The sequence below is a fragment of the Actinomadura fulvescens genome, from assembly GCF_039533225.1.
GTDB lineage: Bacteria > Actinomycetota > Actinomycetes > Streptosporangiales > Streptosporangiaceae > Spirillospora > Spirillospora fulvescens.
In genome coordinates, this window is sequence record NZ_BAAATD010000003.1 from 551613 (window position 1) to 567718 (window position 16106).

Genomic DNA, 16106 nt, shown 5'->3' on the forward strand with positions numbered 1-16106 from the left:
CATACATCACCCGCGGTGGTTGCGGCAACGGGGGGACGGCGCGTTAACGTCGGGCACGACAGATCGCGGGGGCCCGGCGAACCGGGCTGAGATCGCGGCTGATACGGCCGCCGACCGCTGGAACCTGACCGGGTAATGCCGGCGTAGGGAGAGATCGAGTCGTCATGAACGACACCACTGTTTCACGTGCCCGCAAGACCTACCTCCAAGGCTCGCGCCCGGACATCCGGGTCCCCATGCGCGAGGTGCCGCTGACCAACGGCGACACCGTGGTGCTGTACGACACCTCGGGGCCGTACACCGACGCCGCGTACGAGACCGACGTGCGGCGAGGACTGCCCGCGCTGCGCTCGGCGTGGATCGCCGAACGCGGCGACACCGCCGAGTACGAGGGCCGTGGCCACCGTCCCGAGGACGACGGCCGCAAGTCCACCGATCCGTTGCGTGACCGGGCGGCCTTCCCGGCGCGCAGGCCGCGCAGGGGCACCGGGACGCCGGTGACGCAGCGCGCCTACGCGCGGCGCGGCGAGATCACGTCCGAGATGGAGTACGTGGCGCTGCGCGAGGGCGTCGCGCCGGAGTTCGTCCGCGACGAGCTCGCGGCGGGCCGGGCCGTGCTGCCCGCCAACGTCAACCATCCCGAGATCGAGCCGATGATCATCGGTAAGAACTTCCTGGTGAAGGTCAACGCCAACATCGGCAACTCCGCGGTGGCGTCCTCCATCGAGGACGAGGTGGAGAAGATGACGTGGGCGACCCGCTGGGGCGCCGACACCATCATGGACCTCTCGACGGGCCGCGACATCCACACCACGCGCGAGTGGATCCTGCGCAACTCCCCCGTCCCGGTCGGCACGGTGCCGCTCTACCAGGCGCTGGAGAAGGCCGGCGGCGACCCGGCGGCGCTGAGCTTCGAGGTGTTCCGCGACACCGTGATCGAGCAGGCCGAGCAGGGCGTCGACTACATGACGATCCACGCGGGCGTGCTGCTGTCGTACGTGCCGCTGACGGCGCGCCGCAAGACCGGCATCGTGTCGCGGGGCGGGTCGATCATGGCGGCCTGGTGCCTGGCCCACCACGAGGAGAACTTCCTCTACACCCGCTTCCGCGAGCTCTGCGAGATCTTCGCCGCGTACGACATCACCTGGTCGCTCGGCGACGGGCTGCGCCCCGGCTCCATCTACGACGCCAACGACGAGGCCCAGTTCGCCGAGCTGCGGACGCAGGGCGAGCTGACGAAGATCGCGGCCGAGTACGACAACCAGGTGATGAACGAGGGCCCGGGCCACATCCCGATGCACAAAATCAAAGAGAACGTCGACCGCCAGCAGGAGTGGTGCGACGAGGCCCCGTTCTACACGCTCGGCCCGCTGACCACCGATATCGCGCCCGGCTACGACCACATCACCTCGGCCATCGGCGCCGCGATGATCGGCTGGTACGGCACCGCGATGCTCTGCTACGTCACGCCCAAGGAGCACCTCGGCCTGCCCGACCGCGACGACGTCAAGGCGGGCGTGATCGCCTACAAGATCGCGGCGCACGCGGCCGACCTGGCCAAGGGCCACCCGGGCGCGCAGGCCTGGGACGACGCGCTGTCGGACGCCCGGTTCGAGTTCCGCTGGGAGGACCAGTTCGACCTCTCGCTCGACCCGGACACCGCGCGGTCGTTCCACGACGAGACGCTGCCCGCCGCCCCGGCCAAGACCGCGCACTTCTGCTCGATGTGCGGCCCGCACTTCTGCTCGATGAAGATCACGCAGGACGTGCGCCGGTACGCGGGCGAGCGGGGCCTCGGCGAGTCCGACGCGCTGGCCGCGGGCATGCGGGCGAAGGCCGCGGAGTTCCAGGCCGCCGGCGGGCAGGTCTATCTGCCGGTGGTGCCCTCCGACGGCTGAGACCCGGCGAGCCGGGCCCAGGCGATCACGTTGCGGGTGTAGCTGCGGCGGGCCCGGTCGAACGACCCGCCGCAGGTGATCAGGCGCAGGCCGGCATGGTCCAGGTCGCCGTACACGCGGGCGGTCGGGAAGCGGTCCTTGGAGACGTCCTCGACGGAGGTGATCCGGAACCGCACGGACCGTCCGTCCGCGCGGATCACCCGCACCGTGTCGCCCGGGCGCAGCGTGCGCACCCGGTGGAAGACGCCCGGCCCGCCGCGCCCGGAGTCGACGTGACCGAGGAGCACGGCGGGTCCGCGTTCGCCCGGCACCGGGCCGTACCGGTACCAGCCCACTTCGTGGACCCGGGAGAGCGGCGGCACCTGGACGCTGCCGTCGCGGCGCAGCCCCACCGGGCCGACCGGGGCGGTCACGCCGAGCCTGTCGATCACGACCTTGACCGGCCGCGCCCCGTCGCCCGGCGGCCGCGCGGCCGGTGTCCGCGCGGCGGTCGCGGCGGGCGCGGGCCTGGCGGGCGCGGCGGCCCCGGACGCGGGAGCGACGGGACGCGGCGAGGCGTCCGGCCGGGTCACCGCCCACCAGGTCGTGCCCACGCCCGCCGTCCCGGCGAGGACCACGGCGGCGACGCCGATCCGGCCGGGCCGGCGTGAGCGAGACCCCGTCATCGACCGACCAGCACCTCACCGAAGCCCGTCGCCGCCGCGCCCGCCGGCACCTTGCGCGTCTGCTTCGTCCGGCCGGCCACCGGCGACTTGCGCGGCGGCGCGCCGCGCCGCTGCTGCGGCGGCGCGGGCGGCGCCACGACGGTGAACCGCGTGTCGTCGGCGGACGGGTTCTTCTTCACGAACGCGCCCGGCGCCTTGCAGGAGCCCCGCACGGTGTAGGTCCCCGGCTTGATCGCGGGGTCCAGCCGGGGGCTGAACGACGTGTGCTCCCGGACGGCCTTGACCGTGGGGAACGCGGGCGAGGACACCTTCAGCACGGCCCTGCCCCCGACATGGGTCATGCACCGCACCTTCACCCGCACCTTGTCACCGGGCTTGATCTTGGCCGGGGACACGGTGACGACGGTCGGCCGCGCGTTGCCCGGAAGCGTGGGGCCGTCGGCGGTCGCCGACCCCGCCATGCCGGCGAGAGCCGCGCCGGCCACGGCGACGAGCAGGGACGTGCGATACATGGTTTCCTCCCGAGAGCGCCCGGAGCCGGACGCGGACCTGTGGACCTGTTAGACCGTTGGCGTGGAGCCTTGGGCGTGGCCCCTTGGGCGAGAGGAAACCGAACGTCGGCTGTGCGCGACCCTGCGACACACCGCGCCTTACGTTCCGTTGGGCGCCAGTTTCCACGCAGGAGGGGCGGAGGCTACTCCTCCAAGGCCCGGCTGACGCGGACGTCGGTCGAGACCACCGGCGCCTCAGTGGCGACCCACGGATCGCCGCCGAAGTAGGTGGTGAAGATGGTCTCGGCCGTCCGGGTGGCCAGCGCCTGCGTGGTGAGGGTCGGGTTGGGCCCGCCGAGGCTGTTGGCCAGCGCGCAGTTGTCGGCGACGTAGAGCCTGCGCACCCAGCGGGCCTCGGCCGTGGCGTCGAGGACGGAGTCGTCCGGCGAATGCCCCATCCGCATCGTCGAATGGACGTGCAGCAGCAACGGAGACCAGTCGAACCGGTAGACCTTCCTGGCGCCCGCGCCGCGCAGCAGTTCCACGGCCTTGCGCGCGAGGAACTCGCGGTTGGCGACCGTGCGGCGGGTGCGTTCCCGGCCGCGCATGATGACCTTCGGGATGAGGCCGTGCCGGTCGGGCGGGTACACCGACTGGACCACCCGGTTGCCCGCCTGCACGTCGTCGTCGGTGAGGACGAGGATGTTGAGCAGCCGGTTCACGCCGTTCTGGAGCGCCTCCTTGAGCTCCGGCCCGGGCAGCCGTCCCGCCCTGCCGTCCCACGGCCCGGTCATGCCGCGGCCGTTGTGGTACTGCCCGCGCACCCCGCTGTCGGAGAACACCATCAGCGCCGCCTGCATGGCGGGCGGAAGCCCGATGTTCTCCAGGGCCCCGTGACCGGGGAAGTCGCAGCGTGCGCTGGAGCTGGTCCCCTTCGAGGAGCCGGTGTCCTTGTCGAACAGGCCCGTCACCCCGTCCAGGAAGTGGTCGGTGAAGCCGCGCCCGACCCAGCCGTTGGGGTCGGGCAGCCCGCTGTTGAGCCAGAGGCGCGGGGTCTCGGCCGCCCCGCCCGCCAGTACCACGACGGCCGCGTCCTCGCGGTGCAGGCCGTCGGCCGCCCGCCACGTCACGCCCGTCGCGACCGTCTCCCCGCCGCGGCGCGCGGTGTGGACTTTGACTACGAACGCGTCGGGGATCAGCGTGACCCGCCTGCCCCCGGGCGCCCAGGCGTCCGCGGTCAGCGCCATCGGCACGTAGCTGTTGTCGGTCGAGCGTTTCGCGAACTGGTTGCGCGGCGCGGCGATCGGCTCCATGCAGCCCTGCTGGCAGAAACCGCAGAACGTGCAGCCGATCGCCTCCGGGTAACGCAGGCGTGCCGGGTCGATCGTGCGCCCGGCGGTGCCGTGGGGCTGGAGGATCGCGTTCTCCTGCGGCCGGTACGAGTCGCCCGTGGTGTCCTTGGCCTTCTGCAGGGGGATCCCGAGCGTCTCGGCGCCGTCGAAGAAGACACGTTCCTTGGTGCCCATGGCGGCGGTCTGCACCGGGAGTGTGGCCTCCACCCACTCGTAGTACGGGATCAGCGTCCGGTACGGGAACGGGAAGGCGTGCGCGGTGTCGTACGCCTCCCGGTCGGGGCCGTCATAACCCGCGAAGGCGCCCGGGTAAGCCCTCGGTGAGTTGGCGTAGTAGTGCTTCGTGGTCCCGCCGACTCCGCCGTTCTGGAAGAGGAACGAGTTCTGCGGCAGTTCGCGGAGCCATTGGGGCTTTCCGCGGTCACCCGGCCCGAACCGGAAGAATCCCGTCAGGGGGTTGTTGGAGTCGTTCTCGTAGTGCGTCCACTGGCGGCGCGGATCGGTGTGGTGCGCGCCCGCTTCCAGGAGGAGCACGTCGAGACCGCGCGCCGCGAGCTCCTTGGCGACCACCGGGCCGCCGCCGCCCGCCCCGACCACGATGACGTCACGCATGGGCCTTGTCCCGCCCCTGGTAGTAACCCCGGAAGTCGTCCCACCCGTCGGCCGAGGGCGTGTAGCCCGAGACCTGCCAGCCCACCGGCCTCCCGGTGAGCCGCTTGGTCGCCGGGTCGAACACGGCCCATTCGCTGTAACCGCCCAGCCCGCAGAGCAGATAGAGGGCGTTGCCCAGATAGCGGAGCAACCCCGAGGCGGTGCGCCGCAACGGCTCGGGCAGGGCCGCGTCCAGCCGCGCCACCAGATCGGCGTCGGCGCCTTCGATGTTGGCCAGCACCTTGGCCTTGCCGGCGAACGACAGCCGCGCCATCGGGCTGAGGAAGGGTCCCGCCAGCGAGCGCGGATCGACGCGGACGGCGCCGATGTTGAGCAGGACGGCCACTACCGGGGACAGGGGCAGTGAGCCGCCCGAGCCCAGCGGCAGCGGGAAGTAGCGGTCGAGCATCTCGGTGAGGAAGTGGGGCAGGCGGGCCTCGACGGCGCCGGGCTCATGGCGCGGCGTGCCCTGGGCCCGCGAGTAGGGGTCCGGTCCCGGCATCACGAACACGGCCAGCGCCGTCATCGTGTCCAGGACCACGGCATCCGGTACCCGCGCCGGCACCGCGGCGCCGGCGGGCCGCGCCAGGGCGGTTCCGGATGTCGCGGCGGTCCCGGCGGTTCCTGCGGCGCCGACTAGGCCAAGGGCCTGGAGGAGCGTGCGCCGTTCCAGCGAAGAGGACATACAGCATCCTTCAGGGCGGCGGGGGAACCCTATTGGACCCCGTGTCAATCCAAGGGTCAATAGCACCATCCGCGAACTTCCGTCGCGCTTTTGTCACCCGGCGACCATCGGCCCGGCTACGAGCCGACCTCGTACAGGCGCACCGCGCCGTCGTCGCCGCCGGTGGCCAGCAGCCGGCCGTCCGGGCTGAAGGCGAGCGCGTTGACGACCGCGCCGCCCGGCCTGACGACCGCCGTGGACCTGCCCGTGGCCGCGTCCCAGACCCGCACCGTCTCGCCGCCCGCCGAGGCCAGCACCCGCGCGCGCGGGTGGAACGCCACGGCCGTGATGCTCTTGTCGTGCCCGGTCAGCGTGGCGACCGGCCGCCGCCGGACCGTGTCGTGCAGGCGCACCCGCCCGTCGAACCCGCCCGCCGCCAGGGTGCCGCCGTCGCGGCTGAAGGCCAGGCTGGAGACGACCGCCCTGACCTTGGCGAGGGTGACGCTCCGGGCCCTGCCGACGACGGTGTTCCAGAGCCGGATGGTGGCGCTGCCCGCGACGGCCAGCCGGCCCTGGCGGCTGAACGCGGTGGTGAACGTGCTCTCGTTCGCGGCGGGGCTGCGCAGGGTCGACGTCCAGGACCGGTCCGCGGTGCTCCACAGGCGCACCGCGTCGCTGCCCGCGCATGCGAGGATCGTTCCGTCCGGGCTGAACGCCAGCGAGGCGACGCTGTTGCCGGACGTGCCGAACCCGGAGCTGCGGCGCTGGGTCGCAGTGTTCCAGAGGATGACCCGGCCGTCGTAGCCACCGGTGGCGAGAATGCGGTCGTCGGGGCTGAACGCCGCGCTGAAGACCGTGTACTTGTGCCCGCGCAGGGCTCCGGTCTGGCGCTGCCCGGCGACGTCCCAGAGCCGGACCGCCCCGCCTTCGCCCCCCGTGGCCAGCGTGTTCCCGTCGTGGCTGAACGCGAGGGCGTAGACCCGGTCACCGGCGAGCGTGCCGATCAGCCGGGGGTTCGCCGAGGCGCCGCGCGTCTCGCCCGGCTCGGGCGGGCGGAGCGTCGCGCCGTTCCGCTGCGACAGGCCGACGAGCAGGGCGAGGACCACCGCGGGCACGATCGACAGGGCGAACGTGCGGCGCCGCGCCGGACTCCGGCCCCTGGAGCCGCTCGCGGGGCCGAGCCGAGGTGGCGCGGGGCGATGCCCGTTCCCCGGGATCGGATCGGTCACCTCGGCGCGCCGGTCGCCGCCCGCCCGGACCGTCGTGGCCGCCGCGTCCGCCCACACCTCGTCGTCCCGCAGGAGGCCGGCGAGTATCGCGGCCGTCTCAGGCGCGGTGAGGCGTTCGGCCGCGTCCCGGTGGAGCAGCCCGTTCAGCACGGGAGTCAGGGGTCCGGCGAGCCTGGGCACGGGCGGGTCGGTGGTCAGGATCGAGTACAGGACGGCGTTGGCGTTGGGTCCCGGGAACGGCCTGCCGCCCTCGACCGCGTAGTAGAGCGTGGCGCCCAGCGACCACAGGTCCGAGGCCGGCACCGCCTGCTCGCCCCGCGCACGCTCGGGCGAGGTGTAGGCGGGCGCGCCCATCACGACCCCCGTGTGCGTGAGCGACGGGTCGCCTTGGATGACCGCGATGCCGAAGTCGGTCAGCACCGCGCCCTGTTCGCCGATGAGCACGTTGGCGGGGTTGACGTCCCGGTGGACCACGCCCGCGCGGTGGGCGGCGTCGAGCGCGCCCACGATCCGCAGGCCGATCTCGGCGACCCCCCGGGGCGGCAGCGGGCCCTCGCTGCGGACGACGGCGTTCAGCGACCGGCCGTCGACGAGTTCCATGATGATCCACGGATCGCCCTCGTGCTCGACGACGTCGTAGACGCGCACGGCCGCCGGATGGTCGATCCGGGCCGCGGACCTGGCCTCCCGGAACGTCCGGCGGCTGCGCTCCTGCCACTGGTCGTCGCCCTGCGTGCCCGCGTGCGACGCCAGGAACAGCTTCTTGGCCGCCACGTCCCGGCGCAGGCGCTCATGCCGCGCCCGCCACACGACGCCGAACCCGCCGCGGCCGATCTCCGCGACGAGCCGGTACCGACCGGCGACCAGCTGACCGGGTTTCTCGGTCATGGGGAGCCCGCTTCCGGGTGACGCGCGACCCATCGAGTACCTCAAGGATCAGGCATTCCGGGGAATCGACTCAATGGGCCAAGGTGGCATAAATAACGACATTGGTGTTGTAGTGGCCGGTGGCGCGGTCGAACCCGCCACCACAGGTGATCAGACGTAGCTGAGGGTCAGGTGTCGCCCCGTACACCTCCTTGGCCGGGAACGCGGCCTTGGCGTACGAACGCACCTCCTCCACCCTGAACGTGACCCGCCCGCCGCGGGCGTCGGCGACGTGCACCGCCGCGCCGCGCCCCAGCGTGCCCAGCCGCGTGAACACGGCAGGCCCGGAGCTGGAGTCGACGTGGCCGACCACGACCGCCGGGCCCGGCCTGCCGGGCCGGACGCCGCCGGCGAACCAGCCCGCCCGCGCCGGGTCCTTCGGCGACCGCAACTCGCCCCCGCCGCCCAGGTGGAGCCGTTCGAGCGTCGAACGGACGCCGATCGAGGGGATGCGCAGCTCCACCGGCTCCCCGATGGCGCCGGTGACGGGGTGGCTGGACACCCGCGCGACCTGTCCGCCCGGCACGGCCGACCAGCCAGGGGTCGGCCCGGCAGCCGGGCCCGCCGCACCCCCGCAGCCAGTAAGACAAGCGAGGCCGAGACCAGCCACAACGAGAAGGGTCCGAACGTGACCGGCCCGGACAAGACCGGCCCGAACGAGACCGGTCTGGGCGTGACCGGTCCGAGTTTTACGGGCCGCTGTGTGACGCGAGTCAGGCACGGCGTCGCGATCTCATGCGCACCTTCGTCGCCGTTCCGGCACAGGCCAGGACGGTGAGGGCCAGGACGGTCCAGACGCCGCGGTCACGGTCACTCGCCGGCCGCTCGGCAAGGCCGCCGAAGCCCGCGTTCACACCGCCGGTCGGCGTCCGCGAACCCTGGGCCACGTCGACGAGCGAGAGCAGGCGCAGCCCGGGTTTCCCGTCGAGGACGACCACGGTGTGCACCGAGCCGGCCCCCAGCGCGACCTTCGTGCCCGCCTGCTGGCCGCCGTCGCCCCGCACCCGGATCCGGGCCGTCCTGGCCGGAACGATCTCGTAGGGCGCGACCGAGGCGAACCGCAGGCCGCCGGCCAGCTTCCGGTCGCCGAGGGTGACGTCCACCGTCGGCACCTTGAGCGAGGCGGCGATGACGCGGACCGCCGCGCGGTTGGCGGGCAGGTCCACCGAGTCGTCCATGACCCGCAGCTTGATGCCCTTGTAGGGGCCCATCCCGGCCACGGTGTACGCGGCGCCGGCGCGCACGCGCACGACCGCCGACAACACCGGCGGGCTCGTCGCCGCCGCGTTCGCCGGGCGCATGGCCACGGTGTAGGTGCCGCCGTCGAGGCGCTGGTACGGCGACAGGGCGCCGTAGCCGACGTGCTTGAGGACGAGCCGCTGGTGCCGCCGGTCCAGCGGGCCCTTTCCCGAGTAGAGGTAGACATCGACGGCCGGGGTGTCCGGGGACAGGTGCGCGAGCCGCACGTATCCCTGGGCCGGCGCCGCGGCGCCGGGGGCGGCCCCGACGCCGACCGCGGCGGAGGCCAGGACCACCACCGCGCCCATACGGGCGATCTTCGGGTGACGGCCGGGACGGCCGCCTGGGCGGTGCGGTGGTACGAGGGCCGGCATACGCGCTCCCTGCGGGGCCGAGGACGGCGGGACGCGGCGCCCGCGCGGGAGCTACAGGGAGCGCCACGTCACGCTCCAGATGGGGCAACATTTCAGTGCAAAGCACCGTAGAGGGCAATGCTGTACACCAAAGCGTCACCGGCCACATACGGCCACCGTCTGGTTACGGACACGGAGCGTAGAGCCTCCGCGTGCCGGTTCCCGCCGCGTAGGCGTTGCGGTCACTGAACCTGCACCCGTAGTCGGCGTGCGCGATGGCCTTGGAATCGCGCAGGTCATCCCCGGCAGGCCGGGGCCCACCGTGGACCCACCGGCTCAGGTCGTCCCACGCGGCGCCGGCCTCCGCAGCCGAGAACTCACAGTGCTGGGTGCTCCGGATGGCGCGCTGAACCAGCAGCCTGGACTGCCCGTGCCGGGTGACGTCGGCGAGGTAGGCCCGTTCCATGGAGAACGGCACGAACAGGTCGCCCAGGTTGTGCAGGCTCACCACGGGCGCCTTCGGCACACCGGAGATCTGCGGAGACTGGGTGAGGCGCGGCGAGTAGCGGGCGCGCGGGTTCTCCGGACGGACCCGCTGCACGACGCGGTTGATGTCGACCGGCGCGTTCGGCGTGTAGCGGGTGCGCAGGTTCGTGGCCAGCTGGCCCGGGTCCTCGGCGACCGTCCCCTCGGCCGGGGCGCCCTGGGAGAACAGGAAGTCCTTCCAGTACGAGAAGGACCTGTCGGCGCCGGGCCGCCGTCCGCCGCTCCGGTTCACGGTGATGTCGCGCAGCTGCCTGCCCAGCGGGCTGGCGATGTCGGTCGCGCCGGGGGGCAGCGTGTCGATGCCGAGCGCCCGCTGGATCTTCGGGACGGTGACCGGCAGGTAGTCACGGCCGGGCGGGTAGGCGCGGATGCCCGCCAGACCCTGCGCGACCAGGTGGTAGTCGAGGAAGAAGTCGAACAGCGAGCTGTCGCCCATCACGCCGCACATCGGCAGCCCGCCCGCGTAGAAGCGCGGGTACTGTTCCAGCGACCGGCCCGTGACGTGGCCGCCCATCGAGGCGCCGATGATGAACGTCCGCCGGGGCTTGCGCACCAGGCCGCCGAACCGCAGGGCCAGGTCGTGCGTGCTCAGCACGCCCGCGCGCACGTCGTAGCCGTTCGCGTAGTACGACGACGCCGCCCAGGCGTAGCCCTGGTCGAGGAGCCGCTGGCGCAGGCCGAACGGAGGCGGCCCGACGGTCAGCACCTTGCCCTGTCCCGCGTATCCGTGCGCGTACATGACGAGCTCGCCGTTCCACTTGGGCGGGACCTCGATGGCGTAGGCCGCGTGCCGGTGCACCCCTTGGAGCACCCGGGCCGCCCGGCCGTGCACGATCGCGGGCGGCAGCGGCGGGTTGACGATCGTGTAGCCGGGCAGCGGCTGGTCGCCGGGCGTCCGCTCCCCGCCCGCGGCCGCCGGCGGCGCCAGGACGCCGAGCGCGAGCACCAGCCCGGTGAGGAGAACGAGGAAGGTCCGTGGCCGTCTTTGCATGACGCTCTCCTTCTCAGCGGTCGACGCGCTCGACCTTCAGGGCCGAGTCGCGATGGTCCGCCCGCAACGGCTTCTTGTCGAACTTGCCTGTGGTGGTCTTCGGGATCTCGGGGAGGAAGGCCCAGTTCTCCGGGACCTGCCAGCGCGCCACCTTGTCGTCGAGGAAGCCCGCCAGCTCCGCGGCCGTCGTCGTGCTGCCGGGGCGCAGCACCACGCAGGCGAGCGGGCGCTCGTCCCAGCGGGGGTCAGGAATGCCGATCACGGCGGCCTCCAGCACGGCCGGATGCGCCATCAGGTGGTTCTCCAGCTCGACCGAGGAGATCCACTCGCCGCCGGACTTGATGACGTCCTTGGCCCGGTCGGTGATCTGGAAGAAGCCGCGGTCGTCGATCGTGCCGACGTCGCCGGTGCGCAGCCAGCCGTCGTGGAACTTCTCCGGCGCCGGATCGCGGTGGTACGAGCCGGTGATCCATGGGCCGCGGACCTCGATCTCACCGACGGACGCGCCGTCCCAGGGCAGTTCCCCGTCCGCGTCGTCGACGATCCGCATCTCCACGCCCGCCGCGACACGGCCCGACTTCAGCCGCCAGTGCAGGTCCTCGGCCGATCCGCGTTCCGACTCGGGCGGCGGGAGCGCCATGCCGCCGAGCGGGCTGGTCTCGGTCATCCCCCAGCCCTGGACGATGCGCAGGCCGTGCCGTTCCTCGAATCGTTCGAGCAGGGCCCGCGGCGCCGCCGCGCCGCCGGACGTGCCCACCCGCAGCGACGACAGGTCGATCTCGTGGGCGGACCCGTACTCCAGGATGGCGCTCCAGATCGTCGGCACGGCGGAGGCGAACGTGGTCCGCTCGGCGCTGATGAACCGGGTGAGGTGGTCCGGCTGCAGGAAGCGGCCGGGCATGTGGAGCGTGGCGCCGGACAGGAACGCCGCGTAGGGCAGGCCCCAGGCGTTCACATGGAACATGGGCACGATCGCCAGCACCCGGTCGGCCTCGGTGATGCCCTCCAGGGAGGCAGACTGGACCGCCAGCGCGTGCAGGAACGTGGAGCGGTGCGAATACACGACGCCCTTGGGATCCCCGGTGGTGCCGCTCGTATAACACATGGAGGCCGCCGCGCGCTCGTCGAGCTCGGGCCACGCGTACCCGGGCTCCTCGGCCGCGAGCAGGTCGTCGTAGCGCAGCACCGGGACGCCCCGGCCGTTGGCCTCCAGCGCGGACGCGTCCCCGCTGCCGACGACGATGAACGCGTTGACCGTGCGCAGCTCGTCCACGACCCGCGCCAGCAGCGGCACCAGGCTGTCGTCGACGATGACGACCTCGTCTTCGGCGTGATTGACGATGTGCGCGAGCTGGTGCGGGAAAAGCCGGATGTTGAGGGTGTGCAGGACCGCGCCCATGGCGGGCACGGCGAAATAGGCCTCCAGGTGTTCCTGGTGATTCCAGCAGAAGGTCGCCACCGCGTCTCCGGGGCGCACGCCCAGCCTGGCGAGTGCCGCGGCGAGGCGTTCGGCGTTCCGCGCGATCTGCGCGTAGCCGGTGCGGCGTACCCCCTCGCCTGTCCATGTCACGCACTCGCTGCCCGCGTGCACACGGGAACCGTGGCGCAGGACGGCGGTGATCGAGAGCGGGAAATCCTGCATGGTGCTGGAAATCATGACCGTTTCTCCGGGGCTGAGAATCATTGGTGGTTCCGCACATACCGACTGGTCGGTACCGTAAGGCGGAGAAAGGGTCGCGTCAATGGTGGAACGAGCCCGGTAGGGTGATCGGCAGTCGGCAGGCGGAGGTGCGCGGTGACGGAGACACAGGCGGGACGGGCGGGGCTCCCGATCCCCGACCGGCTGCTCGCCGTCGCGACGCGCATGTTCGCCGAGAAGGGCTACGCGAGCACGTCGGTCCAGGAGATCGTCGAGGCGGCGGGCGTCACCAAGGGCGCGATGTACCACTACTTCGGCGCCAAGGACGATCTGCTCTACGAGATCTACCACCGGCTCCTGGCGATGCAGATGAGCCGGCTGGAGCGCATCGCCGACGGGCCGGGCGGAGCGGAGGAACGGCTGCGCGCGGCCGCCCTCGACGTGCTGGAGACGAGCTTTTTGCACCTGGACGACTTCACGGTCTTCTGGCGCTCCATGCACATGCTCCCGGCGACCCGGCAGCAGGCCGTCCGGGCCGAGCGGCGACGCTACCACGAACGGTTCCGCGCGCTGATCGAGGAGGGGCAGGGCGCCGGCGCCTTCCGCGCCGGGACGCCCGCCGACCTGGCCGTGCACTTCTTCTTCGGGGCCGTCCACCAGCTCCCCACCTGGTACCACGCGGGCGGGCGCCTGAAGGCCGAGGCGATCGGCGCGCACTACGTCGCCCTGTTCCTGGACGGCCTTCGCGGCGACACCGGCGCGGCCTAGGCGCACGCCAGGCATGATCTCGATCTCACGGAGGAGCCGATGTTCGTGACCCCGATGGAGCTGTCCGGCCCGCCGCGCGTGCCGCGCAACCTGCTCGGCGAGCAGACCTACGGCGATCACGCGAGCATCCACGACGAGACGACCGCGCGGCGGCTCGGCGTTTCGGGAGCGGCCATCGAGGGACCGACGCACTTCAGCCAGTTCGACCCGCTGCTCGCCACGCTGTGGGGCCGCCGATGGTTCGAGTCCGGCTGCCTCAGCGCGCATTTCCAGGCCATCTGCGCCGAGGGCGAGCAGACCCGCGCGCTGGTGGCGCTGGACGGCCCCGCGCCGTCCCGGGTCCAGGTGCGCACCGAGAAGGCGGACGGCACCGTCGTCCTGTCGGGCACCGCCACCCTGGGACCGGACGCCGGGCCCACCGCCCTGGACGAACGGCTCGCCAAGACCAGGCCGCCCGTCGCCGAGCCGGTGATCCACGCGGGCTGGGCGCCCGGCCGCAAGGGCGTCGCGCCGGAGCGCGTGCGCATGGCCGCCGACACGCACCTGGGCGACCTGTATCCGTTCACGCTCCGCCAGAAGCTGGCCTCGATCACCGAGCCCAGCCCCTGGTACGAGTCGGATGACACCCCCTGGGGCCGTCCGATCGTGCCCGTGGAGATGGTCAGCGTGCTGGCCATGGCCACCTTCGGCGAGTCCGGGCTGACCAAGGCCGAGCCGTCGGTCGGCCTCTTCCTCGACCTGGAGATCCGCATGCTCGCCGGGCCGGTCCTCGTCGACGAGCCGTACGTCCTCGAACGCGAGGTCGTCGCCCTCGGCGAGAGCCGCCGCACCGAGTCCGCGTGGATCCGCACGACCGTCACGGCTGAGGCGGGCGGGCCGCCGGTGGCCGAGGTCCTCCTGCACCAGGGCGTGTTCAAGGAGTCCTATCCGGGCTACCCGGCCGACCGGTAGCGGGGCCTTCTGCCCGCGTCCGCGGAGGCGTACCGTCTGAGGAGGAGGCCGGGATGAGCGAGAAAGGACATCCGGACATGGACGGGTCGCTCGCCGCCTGGGCACTGGACGCGTGCCCCGCGGACGAGGCGTCCCTCATTTCCGCTCATGTGGCGGGCTGCTCGCGCTGCTCGTCCGAGGCCGCCCGCCTGCACGGCACCACGGCGCTGCTCGCGGTCGCGGCCGCGGTGCCGCCGCCCGCGGCGCTTCGCCCGCGCCTGCTGGCCGCCGCGCGGCACCGCCGCGCGCCGGGCGTCGCCGTCATGGGCGCCCCCGGCGCGGCCGGGGCGGCCGGGGCGGTCGGCACGGTGGGCGCGGTCGTGGAGCCGGTGGCCGGGCTCGCCGGCGCCTACGCGGCGCAGGTCGCGCTGATGGACGAGCTGCTGATGTCGCTGAGCCCGGGGCTGTGGCGGACACCGCTCCAGCGGTACGGCTCGGTGCGCGAGCTGATCGCGCACCTGACCGGCAACGACGCCAGGTTCGCCGCCGATCTCGGGCTGCCGCAGCCGGCACGGCACGGCCACCACGACGCCTGGCACGCCCAGGCGCGGGCCGTGGTCGAGGGCGTGTCCGGTGACGTGGCGCTGCTCGACCGGGAGGCCTCGCTCGCCGGTGCCCGGCCCGTCCGGGCCCCCGCGCGCTCGGCGCTCGTCCAGCGGACCTTCGAGACGTGGACGCACGCCGACGACATCCGCGCGGTCGCCGGCCGTCCCCGCGTGCCGCCGCCCGCCGGGCACCTGCGCCTCATCGTCGAGCTCGGGATCGGCCTGCTCCCCCGGGCGCTGCGCGTCCTGCGCCGAGAGCACCCCGGAGCGACCGCGCGCCTGGTGCTGACCGGCCCGGGTGCGGGCGAGTGGACCGTACCGCTGGCGCTGGGCGGCGAGCCGGGCCCGCCCGACGTCACCATCACGGCCGGCGCCGAGGACTTCTGCCGCCTGCTGGCCGGGCGCCGCGCGCCCGGAAGCTTCCCGCACCGGGCCCAGGGCGATCCGGCCGTCGTCGCGGACGTGCTGCACGCCGCGTCGACGCTCGGCTGCGACTAGAACGCTCCGCACGGGACGTCAGTGCTGGAGAAGGGCCCACGCGAGGCAGCCCAGGGCCAGGGTGCTGGTGACCGACCGGACGTGGTTCCAGCGCACCCACGTCGCCTCGAACCGCCGGCGCACGGCGCCCGGGTCGGTGACGGCACCCGGCTCCCCCGCCCTGTCCAGCTCGTTGTTGAGCGGGACGTTGACCCGGAACGTGATGGCGAGCGTCGCCACGTACAGGACGAGGGCCGCGATGATCCACGGCAGCGCGTCCCGGTCCCCCGCCCCGAGGTGCAGCACGGCCGCGATCGCGGTGAAGATCAACGACCCGGCGAAGCCGAACCCGAACCAGCCGTTGAGGATCGCCACGTTGATCCGCTGCATGGCGTGCACGAACGTGCGGTCGCCGGTCCGGGCGAGGCCGGGCATGATCGCGTAGGAGAAGGCGGTGAACAGGCCCGCCATCATGCCCAGGGCGATCGTGGCGGCGAGCAGCGAGAGATTCTGGAACAGTTCCGTCATGGTGTCCTCCTGGGCCGTGAAGTCCTCGGCGGTGATGTTCTCAGTCAACCGGCGGGCGGCCCGCACCGGCATGGCTGAAAGGCTTGACCGCATACGCGCGGGTCCAGGGCCCGGCGCAGGCGGTCGCGGGCGCCGGTTTCGCGTCTAATCTGT

Annotated in this window: 14 protein-coding genes and 1 riboswitch; of the genes, 4 read left to right on the forward strand and 10 right to left on the reverse strand. The window is 72.9% G+C overall.

All coding sequences use genetic code 11. The features are described 5' to 3' along the window. The first annotated feature begins 55 nt into the window (after positions 1-55). Positions 56-169: riboswitch (TPP riboswitch) on the forward strand. Then, positions 165-1898 (forward strand): phosphomethylpyrimidine synthase ThiC, encoded by a 1734-nt coding sequence (gene thiC / locus ABD333_RS14630; RefSeq protein ID WP_344541261.1) that lies wholly within the window; start codon positions 165-167, stop codon positions 1896-1898. It overlaps the preceding riboswitch by 5 nt. Here the strand turns inward: thiC and ABD333_RS14635 are convergent. From ABD333_RS14635 to ABD333_RS14675, 9 genes are all read right to left on the reverse strand, one after another. After that, on the reverse strand, positions 1868-2563 hold the full coding sequence (locus ABD333_RS14635; RefSeq protein ID WP_344541263.1) for a class F sortase: 696 nt from the start codon (positions 2561-2563) through the stop codon (positions 1868-1870). The genes thiC and ABD333_RS14635 overlap by 31 nt on opposite strands. Next, complete coding sequence (locus tag ABD333_RS14640) at positions 2560-3075, reverse strand: hypothetical protein (protein WP_344541265.1); 516 nt, start codon at positions 3073-3075, stop codon at positions 2560-2562. The genes ABD333_RS14635 and ABD333_RS14640 overlap by 4 nt, the downstream gene beginning before the upstream one ends. 182 nt (positions 3076-3257) lie before the next feature. Beyond that, the gene (locus tag ABD333_RS14645; RefSeq protein WP_344541267.1) at positions 3258-5018 is read right to left on the reverse strand and encodes a GMC family oxidoreductase N-terminal domain-containing protein; all 1761 of its coding nucleotides are present in this window, start codon (positions 5016-5018) and stop codon (positions 3258-3260) included. Then, positions 5011-5742 (reverse strand): hypothetical protein, encoded by a 732-nt coding sequence (locus tag ABD333_RS14650; RefSeq protein ID WP_344541269.1) that lies wholly within the window; start codon positions 5740-5742, stop codon positions 5011-5013. Before ABD333_RS14650 ends, ABD333_RS14645 begins: the two co-directional genes overlap by 8 nt. Before the next feature lie 116 nt (positions 5743-5858). Next, positions 5859-7838: a WD40 repeat domain-containing serine/threonine protein kinase gene (locus ABD333_RS14655; RefSeq protein ID WP_344541271.1), complete on the reverse strand. Its 1980-nt coding sequence runs from the start codon at positions 7836-7838 to the stop codon at positions 5859-5861. A gap of 70 nt (positions 7839-7908) precedes the next feature. Beyond that, positions 7909-8379: a class F sortase gene (locus tag ABD333_RS14660; protein ID WP_344541272.1), complete on the reverse strand. Its 471-nt coding sequence runs from the start codon at positions 8377-8379 to the stop codon at positions 7909-7911. A gap of 211 nt (positions 8380-8590) precedes the next feature. Then, positions 8591-9490, reverse strand: coding sequence for a DUF4397 domain-containing protein (locus tag ABD333_RS14665; protein WP_344541273.1), 900 nt, complete (start codon positions 9488-9490; stop codon positions 8591-8593). A 163-nt stretch (positions 9491-9653) separates the two neighbouring features. Then, positions 9654-11006 (reverse strand): hypothetical protein, encoded by a 1353-nt coding sequence (locus tag ABD333_RS14670; protein ID WP_344541274.1) that lies wholly within the window; start codon positions 11004-11006, stop codon positions 9654-9656. 13 nt (positions 11007-11019) lie between these two features. Next, positions 11020-12663 carry a long-chain fatty acid--CoA ligase gene (locus ABD333_RS14675; protein WP_344541275.1) on the reverse strand — a complete coding sequence of 548 codons (1644 nt, stop codon included), beginning with the start codon at positions 12661-12663 and terminating at the stop codon, positions 11020-11022. Positions 12664-12801: 138 nt separating this feature from the next. Here ABD333_RS14675 and ABD333_RS14680 point away from each other — a divergent pair, with 138 nt between their 5' ends. The 3 genes from ABD333_RS14680 to ABD333_RS14690 are packed head-to-tail and all read left to right on the forward strand — an operon-like array spanning position 12802 to position 15446. Next, complete coding sequence (locus ABD333_RS14680; RefSeq protein WP_344541276.1) at positions 12802-13413, forward strand: TetR/AcrR family transcriptional regulator; 612 nt, start codon at positions 12802-12804, stop codon at positions 13411-13413. Between the two features lie 39 nt (positions 13414-13452). Further along, a complete protein-coding gene (locus ABD333_RS14685) occupies positions 13453-14364 on the forward strand; it encodes a hypothetical protein (RefSeq protein ID WP_344541277.1) in 912 nt (303 codons plus the stop codon). Between the two features lie 53 nt (positions 14365-14417). Next, positions 14418-15446: a maleylpyruvate isomerase family mycothiol-dependent enzyme gene (locus ABD333_RS14690; protein WP_344541278.1), complete on the forward strand. Its 1029-nt coding sequence runs from the start codon at positions 14418-14420 to the stop codon at positions 15444-15446. Between the two features lie 18 nt (positions 15447-15464). Here the strand turns inward: ABD333_RS14690 and ABD333_RS14695 are convergent, their stop codons facing one another. Continuing rightward, entirely contained in the window at positions 15465-16025 is a 561-nt protein-coding gene (locus ABD333_RS14695; RefSeq protein ID WP_344541279.1) for an anthrone oxygenase family protein, read from the reverse strand. Positions 16026-16106 lie beyond the last annotated feature (81 nt).